34 protein-coding genes and 1 tRNA gene are annotated in these 26,049 nt (G+C 67.7%); 9 read left to right on the top strand and 26 right to left on the bottom strand.

Annotation, left to right across the window (positions count from 1 at the left end; all coding sequences use genetic code 11):
- Positions 1 to 117: 117 nt before the first annotated feature.
- The 13 genes from ACOZ32_RS07390 to coaBC form a co-directional block, all read right to left on the bottom strand.
- Positions 118 to 192 (bottom strand) — tRNA-Met (locus ACOZ32_RS07390).
- A 62-nt stretch (positions 193 to 254) separates the two neighbouring features.
- Positions 255 to 935, bottom strand: a complete 681-nt coding sequence (locus tag ACOZ32_RS07395; RefSeq protein WP_424335119.1) for a DJ-1/PfpI family protein — start codon at positions 933 to 935, stop codon at positions 255 to 257.
- Positions 936 to 1,003: 68 nt separating this feature from the next.
- Positions 1,004 to 1,570: a hypoxanthine/guanine phosphoribosyltransferase gene (hpt, locus tag ACOZ32_RS07400; RefSeq protein ID WP_010902373.1), complete on the bottom strand. Its 567-nt coding sequence runs from the start codon at positions 1,568 to 1,570 to the stop codon at positions 1,004 to 1,006.
- Positions 1,571 to 1,628: 58 nt separating this feature from the next.
- Positions 1,629 to 3,413: a Na(+)/H(+) antiporter subunit D gene (locus tag ACOZ32_RS07405; protein WP_424335120.1), complete on the bottom strand. Its 1,785-nt coding sequence runs from the start codon at positions 3,411 to 3,413 to the stop codon at positions 1,629 to 1,631.
- Positions 3,410 to 5,029, bottom strand: coding sequence for a cation:proton antiporter (locus ACOZ32_RS07410; RefSeq protein WP_205251549.1), 1,620 nt, complete (start codon positions 5,027 to 5,029; stop codon positions 3,410 to 3,412). The genes ACOZ32_RS07405 and ACOZ32_RS07410 overlap by 4 nt, the downstream gene beginning before the upstream one ends.
- The gene (locus tag ACOZ32_RS07415) at positions 5,026 to 6,507 is read right to left on the bottom strand and encodes a monovalent cation/H+ antiporter subunit D family protein (protein WP_205251550.1); all 1,482 of its coding nucleotides are present in this window, start codon (positions 6,505 to 6,507) and stop codon (positions 5,026 to 5,028) included. The genes ACOZ32_RS07410 and ACOZ32_RS07415 overlap by 4 nt, the downstream gene beginning before the upstream one ends.
- On the bottom strand, positions 6,500 to 6,856 hold the full coding sequence (locus ACOZ32_RS07420) for a cation:proton antiporter subunit C (protein WP_010902377.1): 357 nt from the start codon (positions 6,854 to 6,856) through the stop codon (positions 6,500 to 6,502). The genes ACOZ32_RS07415 and ACOZ32_RS07420 overlap by 8 nt, the downstream gene beginning before the upstream one ends.
- Positions 6,853 to 7,320 (bottom strand): Na(+)/H(+) antiporter subunit B, encoded by a 468-nt coding sequence (locus ACOZ32_RS07425; protein WP_205252484.1) that lies wholly within the window; start codon positions 7,318 to 7,320, stop codon positions 6,853 to 6,855. The genes ACOZ32_RS07420 and ACOZ32_RS07425 overlap by 4 nt, the downstream gene beginning before the upstream one ends.
- Positions 7,317 to 7,847, bottom strand: a complete 531-nt coding sequence (locus ACOZ32_RS07430; protein WP_010902379.1) for a DUF4040 domain-containing protein — start codon at positions 7,845 to 7,847, stop codon at positions 7,317 to 7,319. The genes ACOZ32_RS07425 and ACOZ32_RS07430 overlap by 4 nt, the downstream gene beginning before the upstream one ends.
- Entirely contained in the window at positions 7,844 to 8,170 is a 327-nt protein-coding gene (mnhG, locus tag ACOZ32_RS07435) for a monovalent cation/H(+) antiporter subunit G (protein ID WP_205251552.1), read from the bottom strand. Before mnhG ends, ACOZ32_RS07430 begins: the two co-directional genes overlap by 4 nt.
- On the bottom strand, positions 8,167 to 8,442 hold the full coding sequence (locus ACOZ32_RS07440; RefSeq protein ID WP_010902381.1) for a cation:proton antiporter: 276 nt from the start codon (positions 8,440 to 8,442) through the stop codon (positions 8,167 to 8,169). The genes mnhG and ACOZ32_RS07440 overlap by 4 nt, the downstream gene beginning before the upstream one ends.
- Positions 8,439 to 9,533: a monovalent cation/H+ antiporter subunit E gene (locus ACOZ32_RS07445; RefSeq protein ID WP_010902382.1), complete on the bottom strand. Its 1,095-nt coding sequence runs from the start codon at positions 9,531 to 9,533 to the stop codon at positions 8,439 to 8,441. Before ACOZ32_RS07445 ends, ACOZ32_RS07440 begins: the two co-directional genes overlap by 4 nt.
- A gap of 169 nt (positions 9,534 to 9,702) precedes the next feature.
- Positions 9,703 to 10,881, bottom strand: coding sequence for a bifunctional phosphopantothenoylcysteine decarboxylase/phosphopantothenate--cysteine ligase CoaBC (gene coaBC, locus ACOZ32_RS07450; protein ID WP_205251553.1), 1,179 nt, complete (start codon positions 10,879 to 10,881; stop codon positions 9,703 to 9,705).
- Between the two features lie 106 nt (positions 10,882 to 10,987).
- Between coaBC and ACOZ32_RS07455 the strand changes: the two genes are divergently transcribed.
- Positions 10,988 to 11,479, top strand: a complete 492-nt coding sequence (locus ACOZ32_RS07455) for an SRPBCC family protein (RefSeq protein ID WP_012289184.1) — start codon at positions 10,988 to 10,990, stop codon at positions 11,477 to 11,479.
- Positions 11,480 to 11,488: 9 nt separating this feature from the next.
- Here the strand turns inward: ACOZ32_RS07455 and ACOZ32_RS07460 are convergent, their stop codons facing one another.
- Entirely contained in the window at positions 11,489 to 12,037 is a 549-nt protein-coding gene (locus ACOZ32_RS07460; RefSeq protein WP_012289185.1) for a plastocyanin/azurin family copper-binding protein, read from the bottom strand.
- A 142-nt stretch (positions 12,038 to 12,179) separates the two neighbouring features.
- On the opposite strand from ACOZ32_RS07460, the gene ACOZ32_RS07465 reads away from it, so the two are divergent.
- The 4 genes from ACOZ32_RS07465 (at position 12,180) to ACOZ32_RS07480 (ending at position 15,138) form a co-directional block, all read left to right on the top strand.
- Positions 12,180 to 12,437, top strand: coding sequence for an MTH865 family protein (locus tag ACOZ32_RS07465; RefSeq protein WP_424335121.1), 258 nt, complete (start codon positions 12,180 to 12,182; stop codon positions 12,435 to 12,437).
- Positions 12,438 to 12,487: 50 nt separating this feature from the next.
- Complete coding sequence (locus tag ACOZ32_RS07470; protein ID WP_205251555.1) at positions 12,488 to 13,789, top strand: M28 family peptidase; 1,302 nt, start codon at positions 12,488 to 12,490, stop codon at positions 13,787 to 13,789.
- Positions 13,790 to 13,927: 138 nt separating this feature from the next.
- Positions 13,928 to 14,653 (top strand): NAD(+)/NADH kinase, encoded by a 726-nt coding sequence (locus tag ACOZ32_RS07475; RefSeq protein WP_205251556.1) that lies wholly within the window; start codon positions 13,928 to 13,930, stop codon positions 14,651 to 14,653.
- Positions 14,654 to 14,697: 44 nt separating this feature from the next.
- Positions 14,698 to 15,138, top strand: coding sequence for a DUF7313 family protein (locus ACOZ32_RS07480; protein ID WP_205251557.1), 441 nt, complete (start codon positions 14,698 to 14,700; stop codon positions 15,136 to 15,138).
- 94 nt (positions 15,139 to 15,232) lie between these two features.
- On the opposite strand, the gene ACOZ32_RS07485 is transcribed toward ACOZ32_RS07480, so the two are convergent.
- The 8 genes from ACOZ32_RS07485 to ACOZ32_RS07520 form a co-directional block, all read right to left on the bottom strand.
- On the bottom strand, positions 15,233 to 15,493 hold the full coding sequence (locus ACOZ32_RS07485; RefSeq protein WP_010902389.1) for a DUF7314 family protein: 261 nt from the start codon (positions 15,491 to 15,493) through the stop codon (positions 15,233 to 15,235).
- Positions 15,486 to 15,773, bottom strand: coding sequence for a DUF7315 family membrane protein (locus tag ACOZ32_RS07490; protein ID WP_010902390.1), 288 nt, complete (start codon positions 15,771 to 15,773; stop codon positions 15,486 to 15,488). The genes ACOZ32_RS07485 and ACOZ32_RS07490 overlap by 8 nt, the downstream gene beginning before the upstream one ends.
- Before the next feature lie 93 nt (positions 15,774 to 15,866).
- Entirely contained in the window at positions 15,867 to 16,631 is a 765-nt protein-coding gene (locus ACOZ32_RS07495) for a cytochrome bc complex cytochrome b subunit (protein ID WP_010902391.1), read from the bottom strand.
- Between the two features lie 4 nt (positions 16,632 to 16,635).
- Positions 16,636 to 17,448, bottom strand: coding sequence for a cytochrome b (locus tag ACOZ32_RS07500; RefSeq protein WP_010902392.1), 813 nt, complete (start codon positions 17,446 to 17,448; stop codon positions 16,636 to 16,638).
- Between the two features lie 2 nt (positions 17,449 to 17,450).
- Entirely contained in the window at positions 17,451 to 18,287 is an 837-nt protein-coding gene (locus tag ACOZ32_RS07505) for a ubiquinol-cytochrome c reductase iron-sulfur subunit (protein WP_173362412.1), read from the bottom strand.
- On the bottom strand, positions 18,284 to 18,670 hold the full coding sequence (locus ACOZ32_RS07510) for a DUF7318 family protein (protein WP_010902394.1): 387 nt from the start codon (positions 18,668 to 18,670) through the stop codon (positions 18,284 to 18,286). The genes ACOZ32_RS07505 and ACOZ32_RS07510 overlap by 4 nt, the downstream gene beginning before the upstream one ends.
- The gene (locus tag ACOZ32_RS07515) at positions 18,670 to 19,359 is read right to left on the bottom strand and encodes a plastocyanin/azurin family copper-binding protein (RefSeq protein WP_010902395.1); all 690 of its coding nucleotides are present in this window, start codon (positions 19,357 to 19,359) and stop codon (positions 18,670 to 18,672) included. The genes ACOZ32_RS07510 and ACOZ32_RS07515 overlap by 1 nt, the downstream gene beginning before the upstream one ends.
- Before the next feature lie 75 nt (positions 19,360 to 19,434).
- Positions 19,435 to 20,346, bottom strand: a complete 912-nt coding sequence (locus ACOZ32_RS07520; RefSeq protein WP_205251559.1) for a DUF7319 domain-containing protein — start codon at positions 20,344 to 20,346, stop codon at positions 19,435 to 19,437.
- 95 nt (positions 20,347 to 20,441) lie between these two features.
- On the opposite strand from ACOZ32_RS07520, the gene ACOZ32_RS07525 reads away from it, so the two are divergent.
- Positions 20,442 to 20,930: a DUF7321 family protein gene (locus ACOZ32_RS07525; RefSeq protein ID WP_205251560.1), complete on the top strand. Its 489-nt coding sequence runs from the start codon at positions 20,442 to 20,444 to the stop codon at positions 20,928 to 20,930.
- Here ACOZ32_RS07525 and ACOZ32_RS07530 read toward each other — a convergent pair.
- A complete protein-coding gene (locus tag ACOZ32_RS07530; RefSeq protein WP_424335122.1) occupies positions 20,927 to 21,571 on the bottom strand; it encodes an ArsR/SmtB family transcription factor in 645 nt (214 codons plus the stop codon). The two genes, ACOZ32_RS07525 and ACOZ32_RS07530, sit on opposite strands and share 4 nt — an antisense overlap.
- 99 nt (positions 21,572 to 21,670) lie before the next feature.
- Positions 21,671 to 22,354: an endonuclease III gene (nth, locus tag ACOZ32_RS07535; RefSeq protein WP_424335123.1), complete on the bottom strand. Its 684-nt coding sequence runs from the start codon at positions 22,352 to 22,354 to the stop codon at positions 21,671 to 21,673.
- A 107-nt stretch (positions 22,355 to 22,461) separates the two neighbouring features.
- On the opposite strand from nth, the gene mvaD reads away from it, so the two are divergent.
- Positions 22,462 to 23,439, top strand: coding sequence for a phosphomevalonate decarboxylase MvaD (mvaD, locus tag ACOZ32_RS07540; protein WP_285271568.1), 978 nt, complete (start codon positions 22,462 to 22,464; stop codon positions 23,437 to 23,439).
- 189 nt (positions 23,440 to 23,628) lie between these two features.
- On the opposite strand, the gene ACOZ32_RS07545 is transcribed toward mvaD, so the two are convergent.
- Positions 23,629 to 23,850: a hypothetical protein gene (locus tag ACOZ32_RS07545; RefSeq protein ID WP_424335124.1), complete on the bottom strand. Its 222-nt coding sequence runs from the start codon at positions 23,848 to 23,850 to the stop codon at positions 23,629 to 23,631.
- Positions 23,851 to 24,104: 254 nt separating this feature from the next.
- Between ACOZ32_RS07545 and ACOZ32_RS07550 the strand changes: the two genes are divergently transcribed.
- A complete protein-coding gene (locus ACOZ32_RS07550) occupies positions 24,105 to 24,431 on the top strand; it encodes a hypothetical protein (protein WP_205251565.1) in 327 nt (108 codons plus the stop codon).
- Positions 24,432 to 24,441: 10 nt separating this feature from the next.
- Here ACOZ32_RS07550 and ACOZ32_RS07555 read toward each other — a convergent pair whose 3' ends face one another.
- Entirely contained in the window at positions 24,442 to 25,056 is a 615-nt protein-coding gene (locus tag ACOZ32_RS07555) for a VOC family protein (protein ID WP_205251566.1), read from the bottom strand.
- A gap of 186 nt (positions 25,057 to 25,242) precedes the next feature.
- On the opposite strand from ACOZ32_RS07555, the gene ACOZ32_RS07560 reads away from it, so the two are divergent.
- A complete protein-coding gene (locus ACOZ32_RS07560; protein WP_205251567.1) occupies positions 25,243 to 26,001 on the top strand; it encodes a DUF2797 domain-containing protein in 759 nt (252 codons plus the stop codon).
- The last annotated feature ends 48 nt before the right edge of the window (positions 26,002 to 26,049 follow it).

Here is a 26,049-nt window from a genome sequence, read left to right on the forward strand (position 1 = left end):
CCGGCGCTCGCTGCGCTCGGCTGTAATGAGAACACGCACCGCTCCACAAGCAGGGGACAGGAACTCTCGGGGGGCCCCGCAACGGTGGCGAGGCTCAGGAGTCGAGTTCCAGAGGAGTAGCGGGAGGTAGATTTGAACTACCGATCTCCGGGTTATGAGCCCGGCGGAATCTCCTGGCTATCCCATCCCGCTATCAATCCATAACTCGGTTTTACGGATAAGGGTTCTGATTCGGTCGCCGTGTGGGAGATTTCCTACACGTCGAGCTCGTCGAGCAGCCTGTCGGCGGCGGCCGCCGACGACCCCGGACCGCGCGCGGTCACCAGGTCGCCGTCGACCGTGACGCTCGTCTCCGAATCGAGTTCGGCGTCCCAGTCTGCGCCCACAGCCACGACCTCGTCCTCGACCCAGTAGGGGAGCTTGCGGCCGTCGGGCAGCCGGTCGTGCTCGTCGACGATTCCCTCCTCCCACTCGTTGGGGAAGCCGGTGACCGACCGGCCCTCCGCCAGGAAGTCACCGTCGTCGGTGCGCGTCCACGCCAGGATGCCGATGGTGTGGCAGACAACCAGCGCCGTCCCGTCCTCGCCGGCGACCGCGTTCCGCAGCAGCCGGCGCGCGTCGACGTCCTGGTTCACGTCCCACTCTGCGCCGTGCCCACCGGGGAACACGACCGTGTCGTAGTCCGCGGCCGTCTGGGCGGCCAGCGGCTCGGGGTCGTTCAGCCGTTCGTCGTTCTCGTGGACCTCCTGCACCCACTCGGCGGTGTCGGCGTCGACCTCGGCGGTGTCGACGGATCGCTCGTCGAGCACGGCCGGCCCGCCACTCGGCGTCGCCACCGTCACGTCGAACCCAGCGTCGTCGAGCGTCGTCAACGGCTCGATACATTCTTCGCCCCAGTATCCCTCCTCGCTCACGACCAGCAGTGCGGATGCCATGTACCCCTTCGTACGGCACCCGAGAAGAAAAACCGCGTGTCCGCCGCGATCCCCGCCGGCTTCCCGGCTCAGTGATCGCCCTGGTCGTCGACGACGACGACCTCGCCGTCCGCCACGTCGACGTTGATCAGCGTCCGCACGTCCATGTCCGTGTCGTCGAGCTCGTTCGGCCCCGCCTTCTTGATGACCGCCAGCACGTCCGCGACGTCCGCGCCGGTCTGCTCCAAGGCGTCCGTGATCGCGCGCAGCGTCCCGCCGGTCGACAGCACGTCGTCGAGCACGAGCACGCGGTCGCCCTCGTGAACGTCGTTGATGTACATCTCGTTCTCCGAGTAGCCCGTCTCCTGGCTGAGCGCGACCTCGCCGGGCAGCCCGTACTCGCGTTTCCGAATGACCACGATCGGGATGTCCGTCATCAACGAGACCGCCGTGGAGATGTGGATCCCCATCGCTGCGGGGGTGACGATCTTGTCGACCTCGTCGAGTTCGGCCTTCCGAATGATGCGAATGACGATCTCCCGCAGCAACTCCGGCTCCAGCATCGGGACGCCGTCACTGATCGGATGTACGAAATAATGGTAACCGTCCTTCTCGATGATGGGGGCATCGAGCAGGGACTGCTTGAGCCGATCCATGCAGGAAATACTCGCGGGCCGACGAAAAGGTGACGGAACGGAATGCCCGTGGTACGCCCTACAGGGCGGTGATCGCCACGACGAACGCGGCCACAACCACAGCCACCACCAGGATGCTCGTGCTGTAGTCCGCCCGCAGTGACACCGGCGAATCCGTGTCACCGAGCAGCCGCCCGGCCACTGCGTCCGGCGCGCGAACGACGCCCGCGGTCGCGGACGCCGCCGCCACGACAACGCGATCCACGGCCGCGTACAGCTCGGTCACGCCGACCACGAGCGCCCGCGTGCCGTAGAACAGCACGCGGTTGTAGACGGCGTCGACGTCGGGCACCCGCCCGAGCCCCGATAGCGGTGCCTTCACGAGGACGAACCCGATCACGCCCAGGACGGCAAGCGCCACGCCCTCCGTGAGGTGGGACATCGTGTACGTCGTGTACACGTGGCCGACCGGCGGGTTCGTGGTCACGTCGATCGGGAGGATGCCGAACAACCCCTCGGGGTACAGCCCGTACCCCAGGCACAGCGCCGCGATCGCGACCATCGCGGCGGCCTGCCCGCGGTTGGCGTCTTTCACGGTGCCGTCGTAGCTCCCGTGGAAGAACGCGTAATACCCGAACTTGATGAACGACATGAACGTACCGACGCCACCGAGCAACAACAACACCTGGAGGCCGGTGAACTCCCCGACAGTGACCAGCGGCGCGTGCATGTAGTGGCTCGCCGAGATGATGATGCCCTTCGAGACGAAGCCGTTGAACCCGGGGAACCCGCTGATCGACAGCGCCGCCACGGTGAACGCCCCGGCCGTGATCGGCATCTCGCGGGCGAGCCCGCCGAGCTTCGGGAGGCGCTCCTCACCGGTCCGGTAGACGATGACGCCCGCCGTCATGAACAACAACCCCTTGTAGAGGATGTGGTTGAACACGTGCGCGAACGCGCCGGCCTGTGCGAGCGCGGAGCCGATGCCCACGCCGGCCACCATGTACCCGACCTGCGACTGAATGTGATACGAGAGCAGCCGCCGCATGTCGTTTTGGAACAGCGCCATCATCGCGCCGAACACCGCCATCGCGCCACCCATGTACGCCACCGCCATGTTCCCGTGCTCGGGGAACACGCGATACAGCCCGTACACGCCGGTTTTCGTGGTGAACACGCACAGGAACACGCTGGCGGCGATGTGCGGGCGCGGGTAGGTGTCGGGCAGCCACGCGTGCAGCCCCACGAACCCGACGTTCACGCCGATCCCGAGCGCCGCCAACACGGGCGCGATGCTGCCCGCTAGCCCCGCCGTCTCGGGGCCGCCCGGCACCGACCCGAACAGGAACGTGCCCGTTTCGGCGAACTGCCAGATGATCGCGGCGAGCAACAGCGTCCCGCCGATGCCGTGGGCGAGCGCGTATCGGAACCCCGCACGCACGGCCTTCCCGCCGTAATGCCAGACCAGCAGCGTGCTCGTGGCGGCCATCAGCTCCCAGAAGAAGATGAGGGTGAGCCAGTCGCCCGCGAACACGGCACCCAGGCTGGTCCCCACGTACCCCAGCGCGAACGCGGTCTGGATGTTCTCGGCGTCGCTGGCGTACGAGTACACCACGCCGGCGGCGCCGATGAGCCCGAAGATCAGCCCCATCAGCGTCGAGAACGGGTCGACGTTGAGCAGGATCGCGTGGAACCCGAACAGCTTCACCGGCAGGTGTGCGCCCGTGGCGACCAGCCACACGTACGGCACCACGGCCGCCGACGCCACCGCGCCCAGCGCGTGCCCGGTCCGCCGCGACAGAAACGGCACCAGCAGCGCGGCCACCAACACCGGCACGAACGGCGGCACGAAGGCGTCGATCATACACCCACCACCCCCATCGCGGTCGCGGTGTCAACCACCGTCCGCACGAGGGACAGGAACACCGCGGTGTCCGGGATCACGCCCAGCACGATCGACCCGAACGCCGCGAACACCACCGGTCCGATGAGGAACCACGACCCCTCCGCGCCGGACACCGCCCGGCGCTCGAAGCCGCCGCCCTCGTGGCCGCCGTCGGTGCGGGTGTGTCCGGCCAGCCGGCCGCCGAGCGCCCCACTGACCAGGGGTTTCTCGTCGCTGTCACCCTGGGATTCGAAGAACGCCGTGTAGACGACCGGCCAGAAGTACGCGATGTTGAGCACGCCGGAGACCAACAGCGCCGCCGTGAACACGAGGTGGCCGCCCGTGACGGTGCCGATGAGCAGGAAATACTTGCTCACGAACCCGGCGACCAACGGGATGCCAGCCATCCCCGCGGCGGCGACCGCGAACGCCGTCATCGTCAGCGGCATGCGCTTGCCGATGCCGGCCATGTCCGAGATGTCGTCGGTGTGGGTTTCGACGTGCAACGCGCCCGCACAGAAGAACAGTGTGAGCTTCATGAACGCGTGTGCGGGGATATGCAACAGCCCCCCGATGAGCGCCCACTTGGTGGCGTCGGCTCCCGGGGTGGCTGCGCCGACAGCCAGCCCCAACACGATGTACGACAGCTGGCTCACCGTCGAGAACGCCAGCCGCCGCTTGAGGTTGTCCTGGCGGAGCGCGATGACGCTCGCCACGATGAGCGTGATCGCCGCGACGACCGCGACCGCCATGCCCACGTTGAGGTGGGCAACGAGGTCGATCCCGTAGACGTCCAAGAGCACGCGCGCGATCCCGAACACGCCGCTTTTCACGACCGCCACGGCATGCAACAGCCCCGAGACGGGGGTGGGCGCAACCATCGCGTCGGGCAGCCAGGAGTGCAGCGGCATGAGCGCCGCCTTCACCCCGAACCCGGTGATGAGCAGGCCGAACGCCGCCCGCGCGAGCGTCGGGTCGGCGGTCGCGAGCCCGCCGATGCCGCCGGGCGCGAACGCGGTGGTGCCGGTGGCGTGGTAGACGAGCACGACGCCCGCGAGCACCGCGACGCCGCCACCGAACGTGTACGCGAGGTACTTCCGACCGGCCGCCCGCGCGGCGTCGGTTTCGTCATGGACGACCAGTGGGTACGTCGCGACGGTCAGCAGCTCGTAGGCCAGATACAACACCACGAGGTTCGCGGCGAACGCCACGGCGATCGCGGACGCGATGCTGCCCGCGAACGCGGCGAAATACCGGGTCTGGCTGTGCTCGCCGAGCCCCCGCATGTAGCCGATGCTGTAGAAGCTCGCCGCCAGCCACAGCGTGCTCGCCAGCAGCGCGAACAACACGCCGAGTGCGTCCGCCCGCAGCGCCAGCGAGACGCCCGGGACGAACGTGGACAGCGTGGTGACGTAGACGTCGCCCGCGATGGCACCCGGCACCATGCTGCCGACCAGGCCCAGCGTGAGCACGGACGCCAGCAGCGTCCAGCCCTCCCGGAGGTTCGGGCGGCTGCCCGACGCCAGGATCGGCGCGATGGCAACCACCGACACGAGCACCGCGGCCAGCGGCCGGAGTGAGGTGATTTCTGTCATGACAGAAGCTGTGTGAGTGTCGCCTGCATCTGTGTGCTGTACACGAACGCACCGAACCCGAGCGCAACGGCGCAGACGGTCGCGCCGACGACGGTCGCGTACATCCCCGTCGACGACGACGCCGGCGTCTCGGCGCCGTCGGAGCGGCCGTCAGCGGGCACCGTCGCGGGCGCCCGGAAGAACATCCGCTCGACGAGCCGCAGGAAGTACGCCAGCGTGAGCAGCGTGCTCGCCACGATCACGGCCAGCAGCGCCCACGATCCCGCCTCGGCCGCGCCGATCGCGATATACCACTTGCCCGCGAAGCCGACCGTCGGCGGCACTCCGACCATCGACACCGCGAGCACGCCGAACGCGCCCGCAGCAACCGGGCTGCGGTCGGCCAACCCGTCGAACTCGTCGATCGTTCGCGCGCCCGTCTCCGTCGCCACGACCCCCGCGGTGAGGAACAACCCGCCTTTCATGACCGCGTGCCCGACCAGGTGGATCGCCGCCCCGGTCAGCGCGGTGTCGTTCCCGATCGCGATCGCAGCCAGGATGAGGCCGAACTGCGACACCGAGGAGTACGCGAGCACGCGCTTGATCTCGGACTGGGAGACCGCAAGCAGGCTTCCCGCGACGATGCTGACGACGGCGCCGCCGATCAGGATCGCCCGAGCGACCGGCGTCGAATCGAGGAACCCAGCGCCGAACACGGTGTACACCACGCGCAACAGCGCGTACGCCGCGACGGTGGAGACGAGCGCGGAGATGAGCGCGCTCACGGTGTCGGGTGCGCCCGCGTACGCGTCGGGCTGCCAGGTGTGCAGCGGGAACACGGCCACCTTGATGAACAACCCAACGACGATGAGCGCGAACGCCGCCTGCGCGAGCACGGGGTCAGCATCCGCGAGCTTCGCGGCCAGGTCGGCCATGTTCAGTGTGCCGGTGCCGACGTACGCGTACCCGATCCCCAGCAGGAACAGCGACGCGCCGAACGTCCCCACGAGGAGGTATTTCAGGGCGGCGACCGTCGACCGGCTGTCCTCGCCGGCTGCCACCAGCGCGTACGCCGTCAGCCCCGTGATCTCCAGGAAGACGTACATGTTGAACAGGTCCGCGGTGACGGTCATCCCGGACAGCCCGGCCACCAGCAGCATGTAGATCGCGTAGAACGCGTTCGACCGTGGGCCCGCGCGGCGGGCGTACGCCAGCACACCCAGGGACACCACCGCGATCAACACCAGCACCGTCGCCGACAGCCCGTCGACGACCAGTTCGATCCCGAACGGCGTCTCGAAGCCGCCGACGACGTACGCGATCCGGGCGGGCCCGGCGCCGAACGTCGCCGCGGCCAGCACGCCGGCGACGGCGACCTGAGCCAGCGACGCGACGGCCGCGACCGGCCACCCGGTCTTCGGGCGCGCGATCCCGGCCGCGAACGCCAGCACCGACCCGAAGATCGGGACCGCAACCACGAACGGAACCAGATCAGTCACTGCTGCGCACCTCCTTGAGCGTGCGCTCGTCGAGCGTCCCGTAGTCGTCGTAGATGCGCACGATCATCCCGAGCGCGACCGCGGTCAGCGCCACCCCGACGACGATCGCGGTCAGGATGAGCACGTGGGGCACCGGGCTGACGTGTGGCGTCTCGGATGTCAACAGCGGCGGGGTGCCGCCCTCGACGTACGCCGACGCGATGAAAAACAGGAAGATGCCCGTCTGGAAGATGTTCATGCCGATGACCTTCTTCACGAGATTACCGGCAGCGATCATGACGTACGTTCCGATCCCGATCAGCAGGAACGACGCGATGTAGTAGTCTTTCGCCGCGAGTGCTTCCATCATTTGTCGTTGCCTCCGTCGTCGTTCGTCCCGGCGTCGATGGCGATGAACAACCCCGTGATGGTGCTCGCCACGATCGCGCCGATGAACAACTCGATGATCTCGATACTGTACTTGCTGGCGTGGTGCCCGCCGAACACGGAGACGTCCAGGAACGCACCGCCCAACAGGACTGTGCTGGACGCGACGGCGAGGAACGCCGTGACGCCGCCGACGACGATCGCCACGAGCAGCCGCTCCCCGACCCACTCCCTGACCGGGTCGATGCCGAACGCGATCCCCAGCATCAACATCACCGTCGCGACGATGACGCCGCCCTGGAAGCCGCCGCCGGCCGAATCCGCGCCGTGGAACATCACGAACAGCCCGTAGGTGAACACGAACGGCGACACCACCCGGACCGTTCCCATGATGATCGAGCTCTCGATGTACGACTGGCGCTGCGACGACGAGGGGCGGTCGCTCATGCGAACACCTCCCGGCGCAACACCACGAGCAGTCCGACGCCCGCCGAGTAGACGACAACCGCCTCACCAAGGGTGTCGAACCCACGGTACGACGCCAGCACGGCCGTCACGACGTTTTTCACGCCCGCCTCGTGGTAGGCGTGGTCGATGTAGTACCGCGTCACCTCCGACGTGACCGCGATGTTGCTGGGGTCGCCGATCGTCGGCAGCGCGTGCACCGTCGTCAACAGCGCCCCGACGAGCACCACAGCGGCACCGAACGCGGGCACGTTGAGGCGCTCGAACACCGCCTCGTCACCGGGGCGCACGGTCTTGGCGATCGTCAGCAGGAACAACACGGTGGTGACGCCGGCACCCACTGCCGCCTCGGTCAGCCCGACGTCGGGGGCCTGCAACACCACCCAGACGACCGCAACGCCGAGGCTGTACGTCGCGAACGCGATGATCGACGCGAGCACGTCACGGAGCACGGTGGTCGCAAGCGCCGTTGCGACCACGAACACCAACAGCGGGAGTTCGATGTTCATTCCCCCTCACCTCCCTCGTGGTCGTCGGCTGTCCACGGGTCGATTCCCTGGTCGGCGGCGGCGCGCGCGATCGCGTGCGCCGCGGTCGGGTTCGTGATGAACATGAATACCAACAGCAGGCCGGCTTTCAGACTCGACAGGCCGCCGCCGAACGCGACGGCGACGGCTGCGAGCGCGAGTCCGGCACCCAGGGTGTCGCTTTTCGACGCGCCGTGGGCGCGCGTGTAGATGTCGGGCAGCCGCAGCAGGCCAACGGCGGCGACGAACGTGAAGAAGACGCCACCGGCGAGCAACACGCCGGCGGCGATCGTGGTCGGCGTCACAGTACCCCACCCCGTTCGACCGTGAACTTCGAGATGGCGATGCTCATCAGGAAGTTCAACAGCGCGTACACGATGGCGATGTCCAGGGCCGCCGTCAGCTCCGTGGCCGCGCCGACGAGCGCCAGGATCACCACGATGTTCGTGCCGATGGCGTTCACGCCGATGACGCGGTCCTGCATCGTCGGTCCGACGAGCACCCGGTACAACACGACCGCCGACAGCAGGATGAACGCGCCGGCACCGGCCAACAGCACCTCGGACAGCAGTGTCACTCCGAGTCACCCGCGTTGGTGTCGGTGCGCGATGCCGACTGTGCGCTGTCGATGCCGGCACTGTCGACGCTCCCGTCCGGGGTTTCACCGCGCTCGGACGGGGTCGCCGACCGCATCGCCGCCCGCCCGTAGAAGACGAACCGAACGGCGCGTTCGAGCCCGCCCGCAAGCAGGTCGCGGCGGGCGTCAGCGGTGAGGCTGTGCACCGTGAAATGTCGCTGTGTCACGTCCACGGTCAGCGTCCCGGGTGTCAGCGTGATGCTGTTCGCGAGCGTCGTTGCGGGCAGCTCCGACCACACCGCGGCGTCGAACTCCACGACGGCCGGGTCGATCGGGAGCCGGGGATGCAACACCACCTTCGCGATCGCGACGTTCGCTTTCGCGATCTCCCACAGCAGGTACGGCGCGTACACCAGCATGCGGCCGACGCGGCCGACCAGCCGGCGCGGGCGCACCGACCCCTGCGTGGAGACACGGCGCAGCACGCCCGCGACGATGGTTGCGGTGATCGCGCCCGTGATGAGGTTGACGGTCGTGAGCTCGGTGGCGATGAGCTGGTAGAACCCGAACGCCGCGCCGAACAGCAGCGCGAACTGCCCCAGGCCGGCCGATCGCGTGATCGGGCCGCGCCGGGTCGCGCGCTCGACGGGTGCGAGCTCGGTTGTCAGCCCGGCGGCCTCCAGCTCGCGCTCCAACGGCGGGAGCAGCGGGGCCATCCCCAGGGGGTTGAACCGTGGGTCAAGCACGACCGCAGTGACCCCGTTTTCACGTGCGTATGCGCCGAAGACGTCGGCGTAATCGCCCGGGTTGAACAGGTAGACGTCCAGCCCGACCAGGCTCGTCTCGATGGCGACCCTCGATGCGTCGTCGCCGAGATCGTCGGTGGCCCACACCGACACCCGATCGAGCAACGCTTCGGCCTCGGCTGCAGCCGCGCTGTCGGCCGCGTTCGCCGGCCGCTCGGAGACCGGGCAGACGAAATGAAGCGTCGGCGTTCCGTCGCGTTCCTGCGCGCGGTCGGCCGCATGGGAGACGGTCTGCCTGACCGTCTCGGAGTCCGCAACCGGGATCAGCAGGTCGTTATCCGCCATCACTCACCTCCGGCGGTTCGGACCGCGCACTGCCAGGCGGCCGCGTGACTGTCGTCATTGTCGTGTGTGAAGGGTCGTGATACCCGATGTTGATACCTTCGGTTTCTCGGATGAGCGCCGGTTCTCCCGGCGTCCTATCACCTCCCCGACCGGACCGCCGACACGCGCGCTACGCGAACACAGCCAGGCGCTCCGCGATCCGCGCACCGAGGCCGCGCTTGTGGCCGGCGTACTCGCTGACGGAGTCCGCGGTGACGAACAGTGCGCGGGTTTCGTCGTTGCCCATCACGCCGGCGTCGTTGGCAACCACGAACGCCAGCCCGTCCCGCTGGAGGAGCGAGCGCGCCGCGGCCACCATGCTGTCGTCGCCCGCCGTCCCGTCGTCGGCCGGCGTTTCGGCCTTGAACCCGACGATCGGGAGGTCGGGGTTGTCGTCCCGAACCGCCCCCACCAGCTTCCGCGTCGGCTCCAACGACAGCGCCACGTCCTCGCGGCCCGACCGCAGCTTCTCGCCGGCCGCCTCGACGGTGTAATCGCTGATCGCCGCCGCCGACACCAGCGCGTCGGCGTCCGCACAGGCCGCCAGCGTGGCCGCTGTCATTTCGGCGGCCGACGACACGTCACGCACGTCCGCGTACGGCGCTGCCCCGCCGTCGCTCGCGTCGTGGACGAGCGTGACCCGCGCGCCGCGGACGTAACACGCCGCGGCGACCGCCCGCCCCGTCCGCCCGGACGCCCGGTTGGTCAACACCCGCACCGGGTCGATCGCCTCGCTCGTCGCGCCCGATGTCACGACCACGTGCGTGCCCGCAAGCGGCTGCTCGCCGGCCGCGCGTGCCGTCTCGTGGACGATCGTGGACTCACGGGGGAGCTTCGCTTTCCCCTCCTCGATGCGCGGATCGACGACCGACACCCCCCACGAAGACACGCGATCGATCGCGTCACGAACGCCGGGGTGGTCGTACATCGGCTCGTGCATCGCCGGCACAACCACCACCGGCACGTCAGCGCCCACCGCAGTCGTCACACACGTCGTCACCGGCGAGTCGTCGACCGCCGCCGCGATCTTCCCCACTGTGTTCGCCGTCGCCGGTGCAACCACGAACACGTCCGCCCAGCCGTCCCGGCCGCACAGCTCGACGTGCGGAACCGTGCCCGTGATCTCCGTCACGACCGGGTTCTCGGTAGCGAACTCCACCGCCCACGGGTGGATGATCCCCTGCGCGCTCTCAGTCATCACCGCGCGGACGCACGCGCCGCGCCGGCGAAGCTCGTGGACGAACTCCACGACTTTCACCGCCGCAATACTGCCGGTCACACCCACCGCGACGTTCACTCCGGAGAGCATTCGGGTTCGACTCAGTGAGCCGGCGTCTTAAATCGCTGTACTCCACGCCCCGCCGGTGCCGGCCACGCCGCGGTACGACTAAGCCACCAGCACCCCACGTAGATCCGTGGCCACCCTCGAAGTCACCACCACCGTCCACGTGCCGCCCCACGAAGCCTACACGTTCCTCGCTGACTTCCCCGGGTACGCGCAGTACTCGGCGTACCTGGAGTCGGTCACACAACACGGCGACGGCGGCCCCGGCACCGAGTACGACCTCACGTTCGCCTGGTGGAAGCTCTCACAGACGGTTCGCTCCCGGGTCACCGACACCGACCCCCCGGCGCGCATCAGCTGGGAGATCCTGGGCAGCCTCGACGCCGCCGGCGACTGGCTGATCGCCGACGCCGACGCCGGCGCAGCCGTCTCGTTCGTCGTCACCTACGACCCGGGCAGCGCGCGCGGCCTCATCGACCTGCCGGCGTTCGTCTCCTTCGACTGGGTGGCCGACCGCGTCACCGAGAAAATCGCCGAGGAAGGCCAGCGCGTCGTCGAGCGCGTCGTCGAGGACCTCGAAGGCGAACCACGCCCCGTCGAGCTGGACGTCACGCTGACGTGACCGCAGGCGTTACTCGCCGTAGTCGCCGCCGTACTTCATGAAGAAATACGCCAACCCCAGCACGGACGTCATCGACCCCATCGCTCCGACGGCCATCGTCTTCGCGGAATCCGGGACGATCGTCTGGTAGCCCTTGTTCTCCGGCGGGCTGTCGGTCACGATGATGGTGCCTTTCATCCCCAGCGAGGCGTGTGGCGTACAGACGTAGTTGTACTCCCCCGTCGGACCGTCGAACGTGTGGGTGTACTCCTTCGGCGGTCCAGCGATATCCGTGCTCACGCCCCAGTCGGCGTCGCCCGGCACCTCCGTGGCGTGGACGTTGTGGCCGCCGGACTCCCAGACGAACCGCACTTTCGTGCCGGGTTTGACGTACATCTCCGCGGGCTTGAAGACGTTACTCCCGTTGGGGCCGACTTTCACGACTTTCTCCCCGCCGCCGTCACCGCCCTCGCCTTCGGCTGCCGCCGCCGTGCCCGTGGCCGCTGCACCCGCAGCGGCAGCCACGCCGCCGCGAAGGACGCTCCGCCGGGACACCCCCACATCGGTCTCGGAGTTCATACGTGCGGCTAAGGAATCACGGCTACTGAAGACTTTGGTTTGTCCGTTCGCCACACGCCCCCGTGAGGCCGCCACCGACAACGCGCGTCCGCACGTCCGTCGTTCCAGAACCCTTATCATTGGTGGTACCGACGACCCTCCCATGTCCACTGTCGAGTCCGAACTCCGCGAGGAACTCACCGACGCGTTCGCAACCGCTGACTATCCCGTCAAAAACCAGATGGGGCTCGTGCCGGCGCTCCCAAGCGGCCCCTCGACGTCCTTCGAGGCCGGCGGCGAATCCTGGACGGCGATGGAGCTGGCCACCAAGCTCTCGAGCCGCGCGGACTTCCCCTACGACTCCGTCGACGCCCTCGTCGACGACGTGATCGCCGGCCTCAAAGACGAAGACGAGCTGTAGCTCGCTGTTCTTCCATAACTTCTTAGCCCACGCCCCGCGTCCGCCCCGCTATGACCGACTGGATCGGCGACACGTTCACCAGCACCACCGGCTGGACGCACCTCCAACGACTCGTTGACACCCCCACCCGGATGGCGGGCAGCGACGGCGAACGCGAGGCCGCCGCCGCAACCCGGGACGCGCTCGCACAGCACGCCGACGACGCGTGGCTCGATACGTTCCCGGTCCAGGGGTGGACGCGCGGCGACAGCGCCATCGAGACGCCCGCCGACACCACCGCGGACACCATCGCACTCCCGCGCAGTCCCGCCGGGACCGCCGCCGGCGAGTTCGTCGACCTCGGCTACGGACTGCCCGCGGACTTCGAGGACGCCGACCTCGACGGCGCGATCGTGATGGTCGCCGCCGACGTGCCCGACTGGTACGACCGCCACCTCCACCGCCGAGAGAAATACGCCCACGCCGTCGCGGCCGGTGCCGCCGGCTTCGTGTACATGAACCACGTCGCGGGCTGTCTCCCGGCGACCGGCAGCGTCGGCACCGGCGACGACCCGATCGGCGAGATCCCCGCGGTCGGCGTCTCCACGGAGACGGGAACCCGGCTCTCCCGGCGCTTCGAGCACGACACCGTCACGCTCACCGTCGACGCCGACACGCACGACGCCACCAGCCAGAACGTCCACGCGACACTCGGCCCGAACACCGACGCCGAGCTACTGGTCACCAGCCACGTCGACGCCCACGACATCACGGACGGGGCGATGGACAACGGTGCCGGCACTGCGATGGCCGTCGAGCTCGCACGCATCCTGGCCGCCCGGGAGTCGGCGCTCGACACGCGCGTTCACTTCGTCTGTTTCGGTGCCGAAGAGGTCGGGCTCGTCGGCTCACACCACGACGCCGCCCAGCGCGACCTCGACGACGTTCGCGCGGTGCTCAACCTCGACGGCGTGGTGCGCGAGCGCACGCTCAAGCTGTACACCCACCGCTTCGACGCGCTCGGGGACGCCGCCAACGCGGTCAGCGACACGTTCGCCCACCCGATCACGGTCGCCCCAGCCCTCAACCCCCACTCCGACCACTGGGCGTACGTCAAACACGGCGTTCCCGGCTACCACGCCACCAGCGACGCCGCCGGCGGCCGCGGCTGGGGGCACACGTCCGCCGACACGCTCGACAAACTCGAACTCCGGACGTTCCGCGAGCACGCCATCCTCCTCGCCGCGCTCGCGGCTCGCCTGGCCGACGACGGCTTCGCGGTCGCACACGCCAGTGAGGCCGACGTTGCCGCCGGCTTGACGGACGCAGGCCTCGCCGAAGGCATGCAGATCACCGGCGACTGGCCGTACTAGTCGCCACGCCGCCACGCTCCCGGCGTCCGGGTCGCGCCCGTCGGGTTTTTGTGAGTCGCGGTCCCCGATGTTACCGATGAGACAGACGCCGACTTTCGGAGCGCTGTCGCCACCACCGCAACCGGGGTTGTGGCCGCGGTGACACTCCACGTCGCTGTCCGCGGCGACAGCACCGCCCCCACGGTCGCGACGCTCACCGCGAGCGACGACGCAACCCTGGTTGGGGACGCCGCAGCCGCTGACGTCGTCGTCGCGGTCGGTGACGCCGGGCTCCGCGCGGCCGCGCTGTCCGACGTCGCGCCCGCCGCACAGCCGCCGGTGGTGCCGGTCGACGTCGACGCCGCCCCCGACAGCGTCGCCCCCGCCGACACCACCGACGCGATCGCCGCTGTCGCCGCCGGCTCGTACGCGGTCGTCGACCACCCCACGTTCGACGTGACCACGCCGACCACCGACGCGCGCGCGATCGCCGACGTGTCGCTGATGACGACCGCGCCCGCGAAGATCTCCGAGTACACGGTCTCGACGCCCGACCGGACCGTGGCGTCGGTCCGCGCCGACGGGATCGTCGCCGCCACGCCACTCGGGAGCCATGGATACGCCGCCGACGCCGGCGGCCCGCACCTCGCCCCCGGCGTCTCGGCGGCCGCCGTCGTTCCCGTCTCGCCGTTCCGCGTCGACCGCACCAACTGGGTCGTCTGCCCGCCGGTCTCGGTCACGGTGGCCCGCGACGAAACCACCGTTGAACTCCACGCCGACGGGCACGCCCACGGCCGCGTCCCCGTCGACAGCCCCGTCACGCTGTCCTGGGGGACGCCGCTCCCGATCGCGGTGGTGTCCCACGCCGGGACGCACGGCGATTAAGCGATTGGAAAAGACATAATACTGCGTCCCACCGAAACCCGACCATGGTAGACCCCTCGGTCGCGATCTTCGGGCCCCTTGACACGTTGGTCGCGCCATACCTCGAATATGCGATCCTGGCGCTCGCGGTCCTGAACTTCGTCAGCCGACGCATCGCGCACGCACAACACGTCACGCAGGCCGCCGACGGTCCCGAAGCGCTCAGCCGACACTGGTTCCACTCGTTCACCACGTGGGGCCTCGTCATCACGACGCTGTACTACCTCACACTCCACCACCACGCCGGAATGGTGCTGTCGGTGCTCGTGCTCGGCGTGTTCTTCGCCGACTTCTTCGAGTTCGAAGCCCGGAAGGTCGAAGCACGCGACGGCCGCAGCCTCGAACGCCCCAAGGGCGCGCTCGTCGCTGCGACCTTCATGCTGCTGTACGTCGCCTACCTCAGCCTGTTTTTCGTCGTCAAGCCGCTGTGGACGCAGGTCGTCTGATCGTCACGCTCGCGGCTCCGGCCTGCCGACGTTCTCCGTTTCGATGCCCGCTGTGGCGCGTTCCGAGTGATCTAACAGCACGCCGCCCGCCCGCTTAATTCGAGGCGTACGTCGCGTACGCTTCACGGCCCAACGGCAGGCCGATCCAGAAGAACAACGCCCCGATGATCGCCACCCAGAACGCCCCCTCCAACAGCACGACCGCCATCTGGTCGTACATCGTTAGGTTGCTTGGCACCTCACTGATGAGCTGGCCGTGCCCGAACTCCGGCGTCCGGTACCACCCCGCCATGATCATCCACACGAGGCCACCGCCGGTCAACATGCCCAGCCCCTTGATGAATTCGTCAGCCATTGTTTGGTTGTTGGTCGTCGCTGTTCTTATCCGTTGCCATTCCACGGGCCCGGAACCGGGACGCGAACGCGTACACCAGGCCGCCGGCCGCGATCAGCCCGATACCCAACACCGCAAACGGGACGCTCACCTCACTGGCTTTGGCCGACGCGCTCTTCGTCGCCGCGTCGAGCGCCACGAACCCCCCGACGACCGTCACGATCGCGAACAACGTCGAGAACACGGTCACGGTCTTGTAGAGGCGCTCGGGAACAACGATACTGCGTGAATCGTCACCCATCACGGTACTGTGGGGGTGCTGGCTACTTTACTGCGACGGAACCACAGCTCACCGGGAGCCGACACGCGAAAAAACGACGCCGCAAGCGGGCCGCTACTTCGGCGGCCGCAGCTTGTAATACCGCTTGTTCAGGTCGTACATGTACCCCTCGCGCATCGTCTTCAGGATGGCGTACGCGACCGCACCCGCCATCGGCGGGATGAGGAACGCCAGATCGAAGCTCAGATGCGGGTTCAACGGGAGGTGGGTTTTCGCCGAGTACGCGCTGATGGTGAACGCGAACACGACACCCATCACGCCGACGGACGCCCAGAACGGCTGCTCGACGGGGCGTCGTGCGCTCCCCTTGTTGAGGAACGGCACGATGGCGATGAATCCGACCACAACGACGTTCGCGAGCACGCCGAACGTCCGGTCGGCCAGCAGCTTCTGGCCGCCGAGGATGGCGAGCTCGGGGTTCAACGCGCTGAGCTTCAACAGCCCGAACGACCAGTACAGATACCAGTCGGGCAGGATCACGGCCGGCGTCGTGCTGGGGTTGGCCGGCTGTCCGAGGTGCGGCGGCAGCGTCGCGCCGAGGAACAGGATCATGCCCACGAAGAAGCTCGTGATCGCGAGGTTCCGCACGAGCTCGTGGGGCCACGTCGGGAACGCCAGCACGTCCCGCTCGACGTAGTCCGACTCCTGGCGGAGGTCTTGGTCCTCGCGGCGCGACCGCTCGAAGTACTCGTAGGTCAGCCGCGACAGCCCCGTCGTTCGTTCTTTCCGTTCGCGCCACGTGGGCGTCTCGTCGTCGGGTGAGACGATCCCCGTGCCGTCGGTGCGAGCGTCCTCGTCCGTTGGTTGGTCGTCACTCATTGTGTTAGTGGGGTTCTGCGATGCCCTGCATCCACACCAGCCCGAGGTGGATCGCGATCACGGTTGTCACCACGAACGGCAACAGGAACACGTGCAGGAGGTACATCCGCTGGAGCGTTGCCTGTCCGAGCGAGAACCCACCGAACATCAACTGGGCGACCCAGTCGCCGACCAGTGGGATCGAGAGGCTCATCTCGACACCGATCTGTCCCGCCCAGTACGCGAGCTGGTCCCACGGCAGGAGGTAGCCCGTATACCCGAACACCATCGTCAGGCTGAGCAGGACGATGCCGATGAGCCAGTTGACTTCGCGGGGTTCCTTGTACGAGCCCGTGAAGTACACGCGCAGCATGTGCAGGAAGACCGCGGCGGTCATGACCTGTGCGGCCCACCGGTGCAGCGACCGCAGGAAGAACCCGAAGTTCAGATCGGTCATGATCCCCGCGACCGCACAGTACGCCACCGTGCTCCCGTCGACGCCACAGGTCGCCGCGGCCGCCGACGGCGAATAGTAGAACCCAAGCAGGGCCCCGGAGATCGCCGCGACGACGTACGACAGCGTCGAGAAGAACCCAAGCGAGTACAGCGGATACCAGTACCAGAACTTGTTGTCGAGGTTGTACTGTTCGGTGTGGCTTTTCGGCATCTGGAGGTTGACGCGGTAGTACAGCGTCTCCAGGAGTTCCAAGTAATCGACAATGCGGAGGCGGCGGTCGAGCCACACCAGCACCGTGAGGAACGTGCTCTCGATGGCCGTCAGATCCTTCTCCTTGATCCAGGCCTTGTGGTCGTGGTCGTCTTTGCGTTCAATGCTCATTGTTAGTTTTCAGGCCGCGCGAACGCGACGAAGCTCTTTTTCACGATGCTGAACGGATCGTAGATCGACTGGTGGCACTGACAGTAGATCTTGTCCTCAGCGCCCTCGTAGTTCGACGTGCGGAACCCCTGTGGCGCACAGCAGAAGTGCGTACACTTGTTGACGATCGCCATGACGCCCTGATCGGTCGCGGCCTCCAGCCACTCGGCGACCTCCCCCTCAGCGGACTCGACGCGGTCTTCGAGGACGGGACTGCGGATGATCAGGATCGGGATCGTGTTATCGGTGTTCTGGGACCGCCACGTCGCTTTCGCCGGCTTCCCGATGCCGGCGTCACCGTAGTCGTTCTCCCAGGTGTCGTAGTCGTCGAACTCGTCGATGTTGACTTTCCCACCGGAGGGCTGCCAGCTGTACCCGGCGCCCGAGAACCGGAAGTAGTTGTCACCGTCGTAGTCCGGGCGCAACCCGCCGTAGCCCTGCACGCCACAGTACTGGTACCAGTTGGGCGTGTACTCGATGCCGCCCAGCTCCATCCGGGCTTGCTTTTTCGTGCCACCGGTCTCCGTCTCGACCTCCTTGACATCCGGGAACACGCCCTTGATGTCGCCGTTGTCGTCGATCTCGATGGGGACCATCGGCATCCCCCGGGGTGCCGGACCGGCGGTGTTCTCGACGGCGAAGTAGTTCGTCTGCCCACCACCCGACCCTGTTGGGTTGGTGACCGATTCGAGAACTGCCGTGCCGGCCGTCCCAGCGCCGGCCAGCGCTGCGCTTCCCACGACGCCTTTCACGAACCGGCGTCGACCCGAACTCTCTGGATATTTGTCTGACATTGTTATTTACGCTTGTACGGATACAGCGCCGTTTTGAACTGTTCGACGGTGTTCTCGAACATCGAGGTGCCGTCGACCTGGTCTTCGCGAATGTAGAGATCCTCCCACTTGCGGCGGCGCTTCTTGACGATCATCACGTCCGGCAGGAACTCCTTGCGGTACAGCATCAGGATGAACGACAGGTCGATGAAGACCGCCGCCAGCAGGAACCCGAGATACATGTTTCCGACTGGATCGGTGCCCAGTCCGGTCACGAGCCCCCAGGTGAACAGCCCGACGAGCAGCACCTCGATGACTGTCAGAAGCACGATCGTGATCATCGCGGCCGTGCTCTCACTGGCCGGCTCGTACCGGTGGATGTCGCCGTAGTTGGAGCCTTTCGAAGACATTATGGTTTGTTCGGGGCGCTGGCGTTCCGTGACTCGCCGTACTTCAACACGAAGAACGTGTACACCATGCTCAGGATCATCATGAGGATGGTGGCGATGCCCACGTAGTGGGCCTGAATCGGGACGCCCATCTCGTGGGGTGACCGCTCCACTGGGCCGCCGCCGCCGCTCGGTGCCTGGCCGTTCTCGTTGACGATCACTTTGCCTTTCATCCCCAGACTCTTGTGGGGGTCACAGACGTAGCTGTACTCGCCGGTCGGCCCCTCGAACGTGTGTGAGTACTCGTGAGGGGCGGAGACGATCTCCGTCTGGGCGTCCCAGCCAGCCTCGTCCGGAACGCTGGTCGCGTGGACGTTGTGCCCAGTCGATCCTTCCCACACCCACTTCACGGTGTCACCCGGTGAGACGTACACTTCCGCCGGATCGAACACGTTCTGGTTGTTCGGCCCAACCTTCACCGTCTTCGTGGTTGCACCACCGCCGCCGTCACCGGACTCGCTGTCGCCGCCGGCGGCCGTCTCGTTGCCTGCTGTGCTGTTGTCCATCGCCGTGCCGTTGCCCGTGGCGTTTCCGGGTGCCTGTTGGTGTACGGCTGACGAAGACGAGGACGACCGCGCACCGACTGCTCCGACGGCCGCCGCGCCGCCAGCCGAGCCGGTTGCAATTTTGAGAAAGTCCCGCCTCTTCATACACGCTGAAATCAGGATGCGAACCGGATAAACCCACCGATGGCTCGGTGCCACTACGCCGCCAGTATCGCCGGCTTACGGGGTGTCTTCGTCCGGTTCGGCCGTCCCGGTATCGGCGTCGGTCTGTGGGACGAACGCCGGGCGGTCGTCGGTGCCGACACCCACCGACCGCAGCCGCGCTCGGAACTCGTCGGCGCGGAACCGATCCGAGAGCCGTGCGTTCGCCACCAACACCAGCATGAACACGCCGAACAGGACGAACCCCACACCCGCGATGGCTGCGATGATCCCGGAATCACCCAGTGGATGCAGCGTGAACGACGCGCCCGCGATCTCGCACGCACGCGCCGTCGACCCCGGCACCGAGACCGGTGGACACTGCCGCACGAGCGGGTCGTACACGAACGGCGCGAGGAACAACAGCACGCCAGCCACCAGCTGTGCGATGCCGATGTACTGGAGCAGCGTGGTGCCGAACCCGCTTGCCGACTCCGGGATCTCCTGGGGGTCGGGCAGCCCCGCGTCCGCCGGCGGGTCGGGCGCATCGTAGCCGTCCATCGAACACAACGCAACCGTCGGCTTGACGTCGCGCAGCACGGTGCCCGACCCCTCCACGGTGCCGTCCTCGTAGACGACGGCGTACCCCTCGTCCGAGTACGCCAACACCACGGGCTCGCCGTCGATCGTGTCGCGCTCGACGACCGCGAACACGTCCCGCGTGGCCACCCGGCTGCGGAGGTCGTCGGCCACGCGGTCGAGCAACGCCCCGCCGGTGATCCACGCGTCCGGGTCGAACGCCGCCTCCCACTCGTCGGCGTCCATCTCGGCCATCTGCCGGGGGCCGAACTCCTCGAAGTCGTACTCGTCGTCGACCTCCGCGGCGATGTCGCTTGCGGTCATCGACTCGACGGACTTGTCGGCGTCGGTGTCCTGTGTCGTGCGATCCGCCGGCTCCGTTTCGTCTCCGCCGGCGCTGGAGTCCGTCATCGTCTGCGCGTTGCGGGGCGACGGAGTAAACGCTTCCGACCGACGGGGTGGCCGCGACCCGAACGCGTTTTGTCCCGCCGGCCAAAGACCGACGTATGGTCGAAGACGTGGCGGTCGCCACCCTCGCCGCGGCGCTGGTCACGCTCAGCTTTCCGTTCTACATCTACGGCGCGTGGATCATCATCGACGCCGACCCCGTCACGTGGGGTGTGCTGCGACACCACCTCTCGTATATCGTTGTCGGGCTGACGCTGAACACCGTGCCCGTTGTCACGTGGATGGCACCCCGGTTGCTCGGCCAGCTCGGCGGGTTCGCGGCGCTGCACGCCTTCTTCGGCGTGCAGGCGTACGCGTTTCTGGTGTTCGCGCTCACCGGGATCGTGCCGATCCTGCGCGCGAAACGCCAGTACAACCTCTACAACGACCCCGATCCGGACCTGGAGATCGACGACATCCACGAGAACATGGGCGCCTGGCGGCTCCGGCTGCGCGCCGGCGTCGCGGGCTACGTGCTCTGCTGGCTGGTCGCCTGGGTGCTGGGCCTCGCCCGGTACGTCATCCGGTACCCCGAGTTCCCGTTTTAGGACTGATACCACGCGTACGCGCCCACCATCGCGAGGACGAACACGCCACCGGCGAAGAACACGACGCCGGGCGGGAGTGTCTGCAGCGTCGCCGTGACTGCGTGTCCGATCCGATCGATGACGCCGGGCTCGGTGGTGTTTTCGGCGGCTTGTGTGACCCGCTCGGATGCCACGCGCATCCTGGCACCGGGGCGCGGTGTACCCCCGGCGAGCAGCCGTTGGACGGCGACGCTCACCACGCCGAGGGCACCGAGCACGCCGAGCAGTCCGGCCAGCCGGCTGCGCAGCGACGGCGACTGCCCGCTGTCGGCGGCGAACAACACCAGGGTGTCGCTCGCCGGCGCGTACACGCTCATCTCTCGGCCTTGGGCGGAGTACCACGTGTCCGCGACCTCCAGGAGGTCGGCCTCGACGAGGTTCTCGATGTGGTAGCTCGCGTTCTGCAGGGAGGTGTCGACGCGGTCGGCGACGCCCGACGCCGTGTCGGGCTCCTCGTAGAGCGCGCTCAGGATCTCGCGTGCGGTCCGAGACCCGAGCGCGTCGAAGACATCATCGGCGGCGTCCTCCCGGATGTGAACGACTTCCGAGCCGTCGCCGGCGTCGACCGATGCGCTGCCCGGGAGGAGGCGGTTCGCTGTCATCCACACGGACGTACGGCGGCCGGATATAAAACCGCTCGCGAGGCTACAATCCGTGTTTAACTCCCCTCTGGCGGGACCAAAACAGTCACCGAGCGGTCGTCACCACTCGCTGCCGTCGGCCAAGTCGATGTCGTGGTCGGTCTTCGACGACGGACAGATGTCCGCAAGCACGCACGCTCCGCAGTCCGGGTTCCGGGCCGTACACGTCTCTCGGCCGTGCGCGATCAACCAGTGCGTGTAGTTCTTCCAGTGGTCCTCGGGCACCACCGGCATCAGGTCGGTTTCGATGGCTTCCGGGCGCTTTTTGTCGGTGATGCCGAGGCGCCGCGATAGCCGCTGCACGTGGGTGTCTACGACGATGCCCTGGGTCAGATCGTGGCCGTGCTGGAGGACGACGTTGGCCGTCTTCCGACCGACCCCCGAGAGGTCCGTGAGGTCGCTCATGGTGTCGGGTACTGCGCCGTCGTGGTCTTCGAGGATCGACTGTGCGGCGCTTTTGATGTATCCGGCTTTGCTGTTGTAGTACGTGATCGAGTTCAGTTCCGCAGCCAGCGCTTCCTCGTCGGCGTTCGCGTAGTCCGCGACGGTCTCGTAGGTGTCGAAGAGGTGCTCGGTCTCGGCGTTGACGCGCTCGTCAGTGCACTGTGCGGACAGGATCACCGCCACGAGCAGCTCCATGCGTGAGGAGAACCGCAGCGAGATCTCCGGGTCGGGGTGTTGCTCGCGCAGCCGGTCGATGACGGTCTCGACCTGTGCGCTTCGCGTCTCCAGTCGCGTGCCCATACCACTGCCAGGGCGTCGATGCCCTTCGCTGTACCGGAACCACCACGGGGTGTGTCCGTGCGGCTGCTTCCGGGACGCTTATGCGCGCGACACCCCCGCATCGACGTATGAAAGCAACCGCGCGCGCACACCCTATCCAGGGCCTCGTGAAATACCACGGGATGCGCGACGAGTCGCTTCGCATGCCGTACCACGACTCCATCAGCGTCTGCACCGCGCCCAGCAACACCACGACGACCGTCGAGTTCGATCCCGACCGCGACGCCGACCAGTACGTCGTCGACGGCGACACGGCCACCGGTCACGGCGCGGACCGCATCCGCAGCGTGGTCGATGCGGTCCGCGACCGCGCCGGGTTCGACCACCGCGTGCGCCTGGAGAGCCAGAACAGCTTCCCCACGAACATCGGCCTGGGGTCGTCGTCGTCGGGGTTCGCGGCGGCCGCGTTGGCGTGCGTCCGCGCCGCCGGCCTGGACCTAGATCTCCCGACGGTGTCGACGATCGCGCGCCGCGGATCGGCGTCCGCGGCCCGCGCCGTCACGGGCGGGTTCTCGGATCTGCACGCGGGATTGAACGACGCCGACTGCCGCAGCGAACGCCTCGACGCCCCCGCGGAGTTCGCGTCCGACCTGCGCATCGTCGTGGGCGAAGTGCCCGCCTACAAGGAGACGGAGTCCGCCCACGCCGAGGCCGCCGACAGCCACATGTTCGACGCGCGGCTGGCACACGTCCAGGGCCAACTCGCGGAGATGCGTGACGCCGTCCGCGCGGGCGACTTCCAGCGCGTCTTCGAGACCGCCGAACACGACTCGCTGTCGCTCGCGGCGACGACGATGACGGGGCCGTCCGGGTGGGTGTACTGGAAGCCCGAGACGCTCTCGATATTCGAGACCGTGCGGGATCTCCGGGCGGACGGCGTGCCGACGTACTTCTCGACGGATACCGGCGCGACAGTGTACGTGAACACCACTGCGAGTCACGCCGACGAGGTCGAGGCCGCGGTCGCCGACTGCGGCGTCGACACCGCCGTCTGGGAGGTCGGCGGGCCTGCCCACGAACTCGACGAGCGCGACGCGATCTTCTGAGTGCCTCGGTCCGCGATCCACGGCCTCGCCGGCTACTCGGGAGGCACCGACGACACCGACGGAAACGACACCACCGAAACCACGACCGCGAGAGCGGGACGTCCACCACGAGAGAACAGGTCGTATCGTAGCCCGGCAGATATCCCACCTGCGGCACGGGAAGCCTCGCCGTTTACCGCGAGGAGGATGTCACTTAGCCCGCAATCCGCCCATCACTGTCCACAAACAGGATGTGAGCACATAGAGGGGGATGATCCAAAACAACGCGAGCGCGAAGAGACCGATCCCCATCGTTATTGGCCCGTCACTCCCAGGTGATGTCTGCAGAAAAACCACGACGACGAACCAGAGTACGAGCAACCGAACAATTTCGGGCTTGTTCATGTCTGGATTACGTGAGAGCGTGTTCATATTAAATCAGTTTCCACATAGCAGCGCAGCTACCTACCGCGGTTCACACCCTGTAGCGTATGATCTGTACGGTCGCCGTTCGCCGAATACGTCCTGTGCCCCGTGCGGCGTTCCGAACAGAGCTGATCGGTGTCGGCCGACTTCGAGCCGTGATTGCACTGTGCTGACCGCACTGGGGCCAGAGCACACCGCCGATAGAAGCTTTCAGCACACGCCCCCAGCACGCCTATGCGGGAGCCGCCCGTTACGTCCCCATGGACACCACTGTCACCGAACTCGACGGTGCCCTCCTCGCACGCCTCGAAGCAACGGACCGCGTCTTCGAGGTGCGATTCGACGCGCTCGAGGTGACCGACGTGACGCTGCGGTTCCGCCACGACGGCGACCGGGTCGGCAGTATCTACAACGACGACGGCACCGACCGGACGATGGCGCGCCTGACGGTGCCCGGGGACTCGGATTTCATCGCCGTGGAGGTCCCGACGTCGTTCGTCGCGGCCATCGTGGACGCCGCCACGCGGACCGACCGCGTGGCGAACCCTGAGCGACTGGCGGGGTACCGATTGCGCGTTCTCGACTGAGCGCCGCCACTCAGACGCCGGCACCGGTGGCGGCGTCGGGCAGGTCGGCAGGCTCGGCGTCGATGCCGAGTTCGTCTAAGGCCGCCTCCATGTGGCGGTCCGCGGCGAAGTCCGCGCCGTCGGCCTCACGGATGCGCTGGGCGGCCGCCAGCACCTCGCCCCGGCGGTCGTCCGGGATGTCGTACTTGTCAGCCGCCAGCTCGACGATGAGGCCGTTGTTGTCCTGCGTGTACAGCGAGCAGAAGATGCCGCGGTCGAAGACGTTGTAGCCGTGGCCGGCGTCGTCCAGCGCCGCCATCACGTCCTCGAAGTCCGCGGCCGCGATGGAAAACGAGAGGTGGTGGACGCCGCCGACCTGCGTGCGGAGACGGTCGTGGTTCGAGGACCGCTCGTCGTTCACAAAGACGGTGAGGATACGGCCGTCCCCCGTGTCGAAGAAGAGATGCGTCTGCGCGGGGTCGTCGAGGTTCGGCTGGCGCATCACCAGCGGCATCCCGAGCAGGTCGCGGTAGAACGCGATGGTGTCCGCTGCGTTGCTCCCCCAAATCGTGACGTGATCGGTGCCGGTCGTCCGGAACGGGCTGTCGGGGGCGTCCGCACTGACTGGGCTGTTGGTGTCCGCCATACCACACGTAGGCAGCGGCCGAACAAAAGCGCTCGCGGGCGTCCGCGCCACCCGGTGACGGCCGTGTCACCCAGCACCGTGTCTACTGACGCACCAGCCTGTGTGGCGCTTCGATGCGGACCGCCGTCCGTACAGCGACCCCGTGACAGCGCCACCGCTTTATTCAGGGCCGGCGTACCCGAGTGCGTGCAAATTGTCGGGTACGAAACCGCGCCAGGCGAAGGACCCGCCGCGCTTCGCGTCGCCGACGCGGGGACCATCGACCACATCACGCTGGCCCCCACCACCGAGCTGGCGTACTCGCTTGCCGACCGCCACTGCGCCGGCGTCGACCGCGGCGACGACGGCCACCAGCCTTGCCAGCGCCCCGACGCGCCGTACTGCGACGCGCACACGTCGGTCTGGCCGTGCGCGCGCTGCACGGGCGACTGCGACAAACCACTGGACGCCTGCGAGGAGGAACACGCCGTCTACCTCGCGGCGTTCGCACCGGACGTGTTCAAAGTGGGCGTGACCCGCTCCTGGCGCCTCGACACCCGCCTCCGCGAGCAGGGCGCGGACCGCGCCGCACACGTCCACACGGTCGCCGACGGGCGGCGCGCCCGCCGCATCGAGGCCGGCATCGCGGACCGCATCACCGACCGGGTGCGCGTTCCCACCAAACGCCGGGGGCTCGGTGCCACCCTCGACCGGACCGCGTGGCGCGACCTCGTGTCCGACTTCGACCCCATCGACGAGTTCGACTTCGACTACGGCCTCGATGTCGACAGCCGCCCCGTCGCGGAGACGATGCTCACCGGCACGGTCCGCGCAACCAAAGGCCGCCTGCTCGTCCTCGACCGGCGGGAAACGACCTACGGCGTCGACATGCGCGCGCTCGTCGGCCACGAGATCACGCCCGGCGCCGACGACCGCGACCGCCAGGCCAGTCTCACCGCGTTCTAGGCGCGTCCGGGAAGCCGGCTTTTTTCAATGCGGGCGGCAAACCACCCT

The organism is Halobacterium sp. MBLA0001 (assembly GCF_049705385.1).
Taxonomy (GTDB): domain Archaea; phylum Halobacteriota; class Halobacteria; order Halobacteriales; family Halobacteriaceae; genus Halobacterium; species Halobacterium salinarum.

What these genes read in the sequence shown, in the direction of transcription:
- ACOZ32_RS07395 (WP_424335119.1), bottom strand. Translation starts at nt 935, where the DNA reads ATGGCATCCGCACTGCTGGTCGTGAGCGAGGAGGGATACTGGGGCGAA.
- hpt (WP_010902373.1), bottom strand. Translation starts at nt 1,570, where the DNA reads ATGGATCGGCTCAAGCAGTCCCTGCTCGATGCCCCCATCATCGAGAAG.
- ACOZ32_RS07405 (WP_424335120.1), bottom strand. Translation starts at nt 3,413, where the DNA reads ATGATCGACGCCTTCGTGCCGCCGTTCGTGCCGGTGTTGGTGGCCGCG.
- ACOZ32_RS07410 (WP_205251549.1), bottom strand. Translation starts at nt 5,029, where the DNA reads ATGACAGAAATCACCTCACTCCGGCCGCTGGCCGCGGTGCTCGTGTCG.
- ACOZ32_RS07420 (WP_010902377.1), bottom strand. Translation starts at nt 6,856, where the DNA reads ATGATGGAAGCACTCGCGGCGAAAGACTACTACATCGCGTCGTTCCTG.
- ACOZ32_RS07425 (WP_205252484.1), bottom strand. Translation starts at nt 7,320, where the DNA reads ATGAGCGACCGCCCCTCGTCGTCGCAGCGCCAGTCGTACATCGAGAGC.
- ACOZ32_RS07430 (WP_010902379.1), bottom strand. Translation starts at nt 7,847, where the DNA reads ATGAACATCGAACTCCCGCTGTTGGTGTTCGTGGTCGCAACGGCGCTT.
- ACOZ32_RS07445 (WP_010902382.1), bottom strand. Translation starts at nt 9,533, where the DNA reads ATGGCGGATAACGACCTGCTGATCCCGGTTGCGGACTCCGAGACGGTC.
- coaBC (WP_205251553.1), bottom strand. Translation starts at nt 10,881, where the DNA reads ATGCTCTCCGGAGTGAACGTCGCGGTGGGTGTGACCGGCAGTATTGCG.
- ACOZ32_RS07460 (WP_012289185.1), bottom strand. Translation starts at nt 12,037, where the DNA reads ATGAACTCCGAGACCGATGTGGGGGTGTCCCGGCGGAGCGTCCTTCGC.
- ACOZ32_RS07465 (WP_424335121.1), top strand. Translation starts at nt 12,180, where the DNA reads ATGTCCACTGTCGAGTCCGAACTCCGCGAGGAACTCACCGACGCGTTC.
- ACOZ32_RS07470 (WP_205251555.1), top strand. Translation starts at nt 12,488, where the DNA reads ATGACCGACTGGATCGGCGACACGTTCACCAGCACCACCGGCTGGACG.
- ACOZ32_RS07480 (WP_205251557.1), top strand. Translation starts at nt 14,698, where the DNA reads ATGGTAGACCCCTCGGTCGCGATCTTCGGGCCCCTTGACACGTTGGTC.
- ACOZ32_RS07485 (WP_010902389.1), bottom strand. Translation starts at nt 15,493, where the DNA reads ATGGCTGACGAATTCATCAAGGGGCTGGGCATGTTGACCGGCGGTGGC.
- ACOZ32_RS07490 (WP_010902390.1), bottom strand. Translation starts at nt 15,773, where the DNA reads ATGGGTGACGATTCACGCAGTATCGTTGTTCCCGAGCGCCTCTACAAG.
- ACOZ32_RS07495 (WP_010902391.1), bottom strand. Translation starts at nt 16,631, where the DNA reads ATGAGTGACGACCAACCAACGGACGAGGACGCTCGCACCGACGGCACG.
- ACOZ32_RS07500 (WP_010902392.1), bottom strand. Translation starts at nt 17,448, where the DNA reads ATGAGCATTGAACGCAAAGACGACCACGACCACAAGGCCTGGATCAAG.
- ACOZ32_RS07510 (WP_010902394.1), bottom strand. Translation starts at nt 18,670, where the DNA reads ATGTCTTCGAAAGGCTCCAACTACGGCGACATCCACCGGTACGAGCCG.
- ACOZ32_RS07515 (WP_010902395.1), bottom strand. Translation starts at nt 19,359, where the DNA reads ATGAAGAGGCGGGACTTTCTCAAAATTGCAACCGGCTCGGCTGGCGGC.
- ACOZ32_RS07520 (WP_205251559.1), bottom strand. Translation starts at nt 20,346, where the DNA reads ATGACGGACTCCAGCGCCGGCGGAGACGAAACGGAGCCGGCGGATCGC.
- ACOZ32_RS07525 (WP_205251560.1), top strand. Translation starts at nt 20,442, where the DNA reads ATGGTCGAAGACGTGGCGGTCGCCACCCTCGCCGCGGCGCTGGTCACG.
- ACOZ32_RS07530 (WP_424335122.1), bottom strand. Translation starts at nt 21,571, where the DNA reads ATGACAGCGAACCGCCTCCTCCCGGGCAGCGCATCGGTCGACGCCGGC.
- nth (WP_424335123.1), bottom strand. Translation starts at nt 22,354, where the DNA reads ATGGGCACGCGACTGGAGACGCGAAGCGCACAGGTCGAGACCGTCATC.
- mvaD (WP_285271568.1), top strand. Translation starts at nt 22,462, where the DNA reads ATGAAAGCAACCGCGCGCGCACACCCTATCCAGGGCCTCGTGAAATAC.
- ACOZ32_RS07545 (WP_424335124.1), bottom strand. Translation starts at nt 23,850, where the DNA reads ATGAACACGCTCTCACGTAATCCAGACATGAACAAGCCCGAAATTGTT.
- ACOZ32_RS07550 (WP_205251565.1), top strand. Translation starts at nt 24,105, where the DNA reads ATGGACACCACTGTCACCGAACTCGACGGTGCCCTCCTCGCACGCCTC.
- ACOZ32_RS07555 (WP_205251566.1), bottom strand. Translation starts at nt 25,056, where the DNA reads ATGGCGGACACCAACAGCCCAGTCAGTGCGGACGCCCCCGACAGCCCG.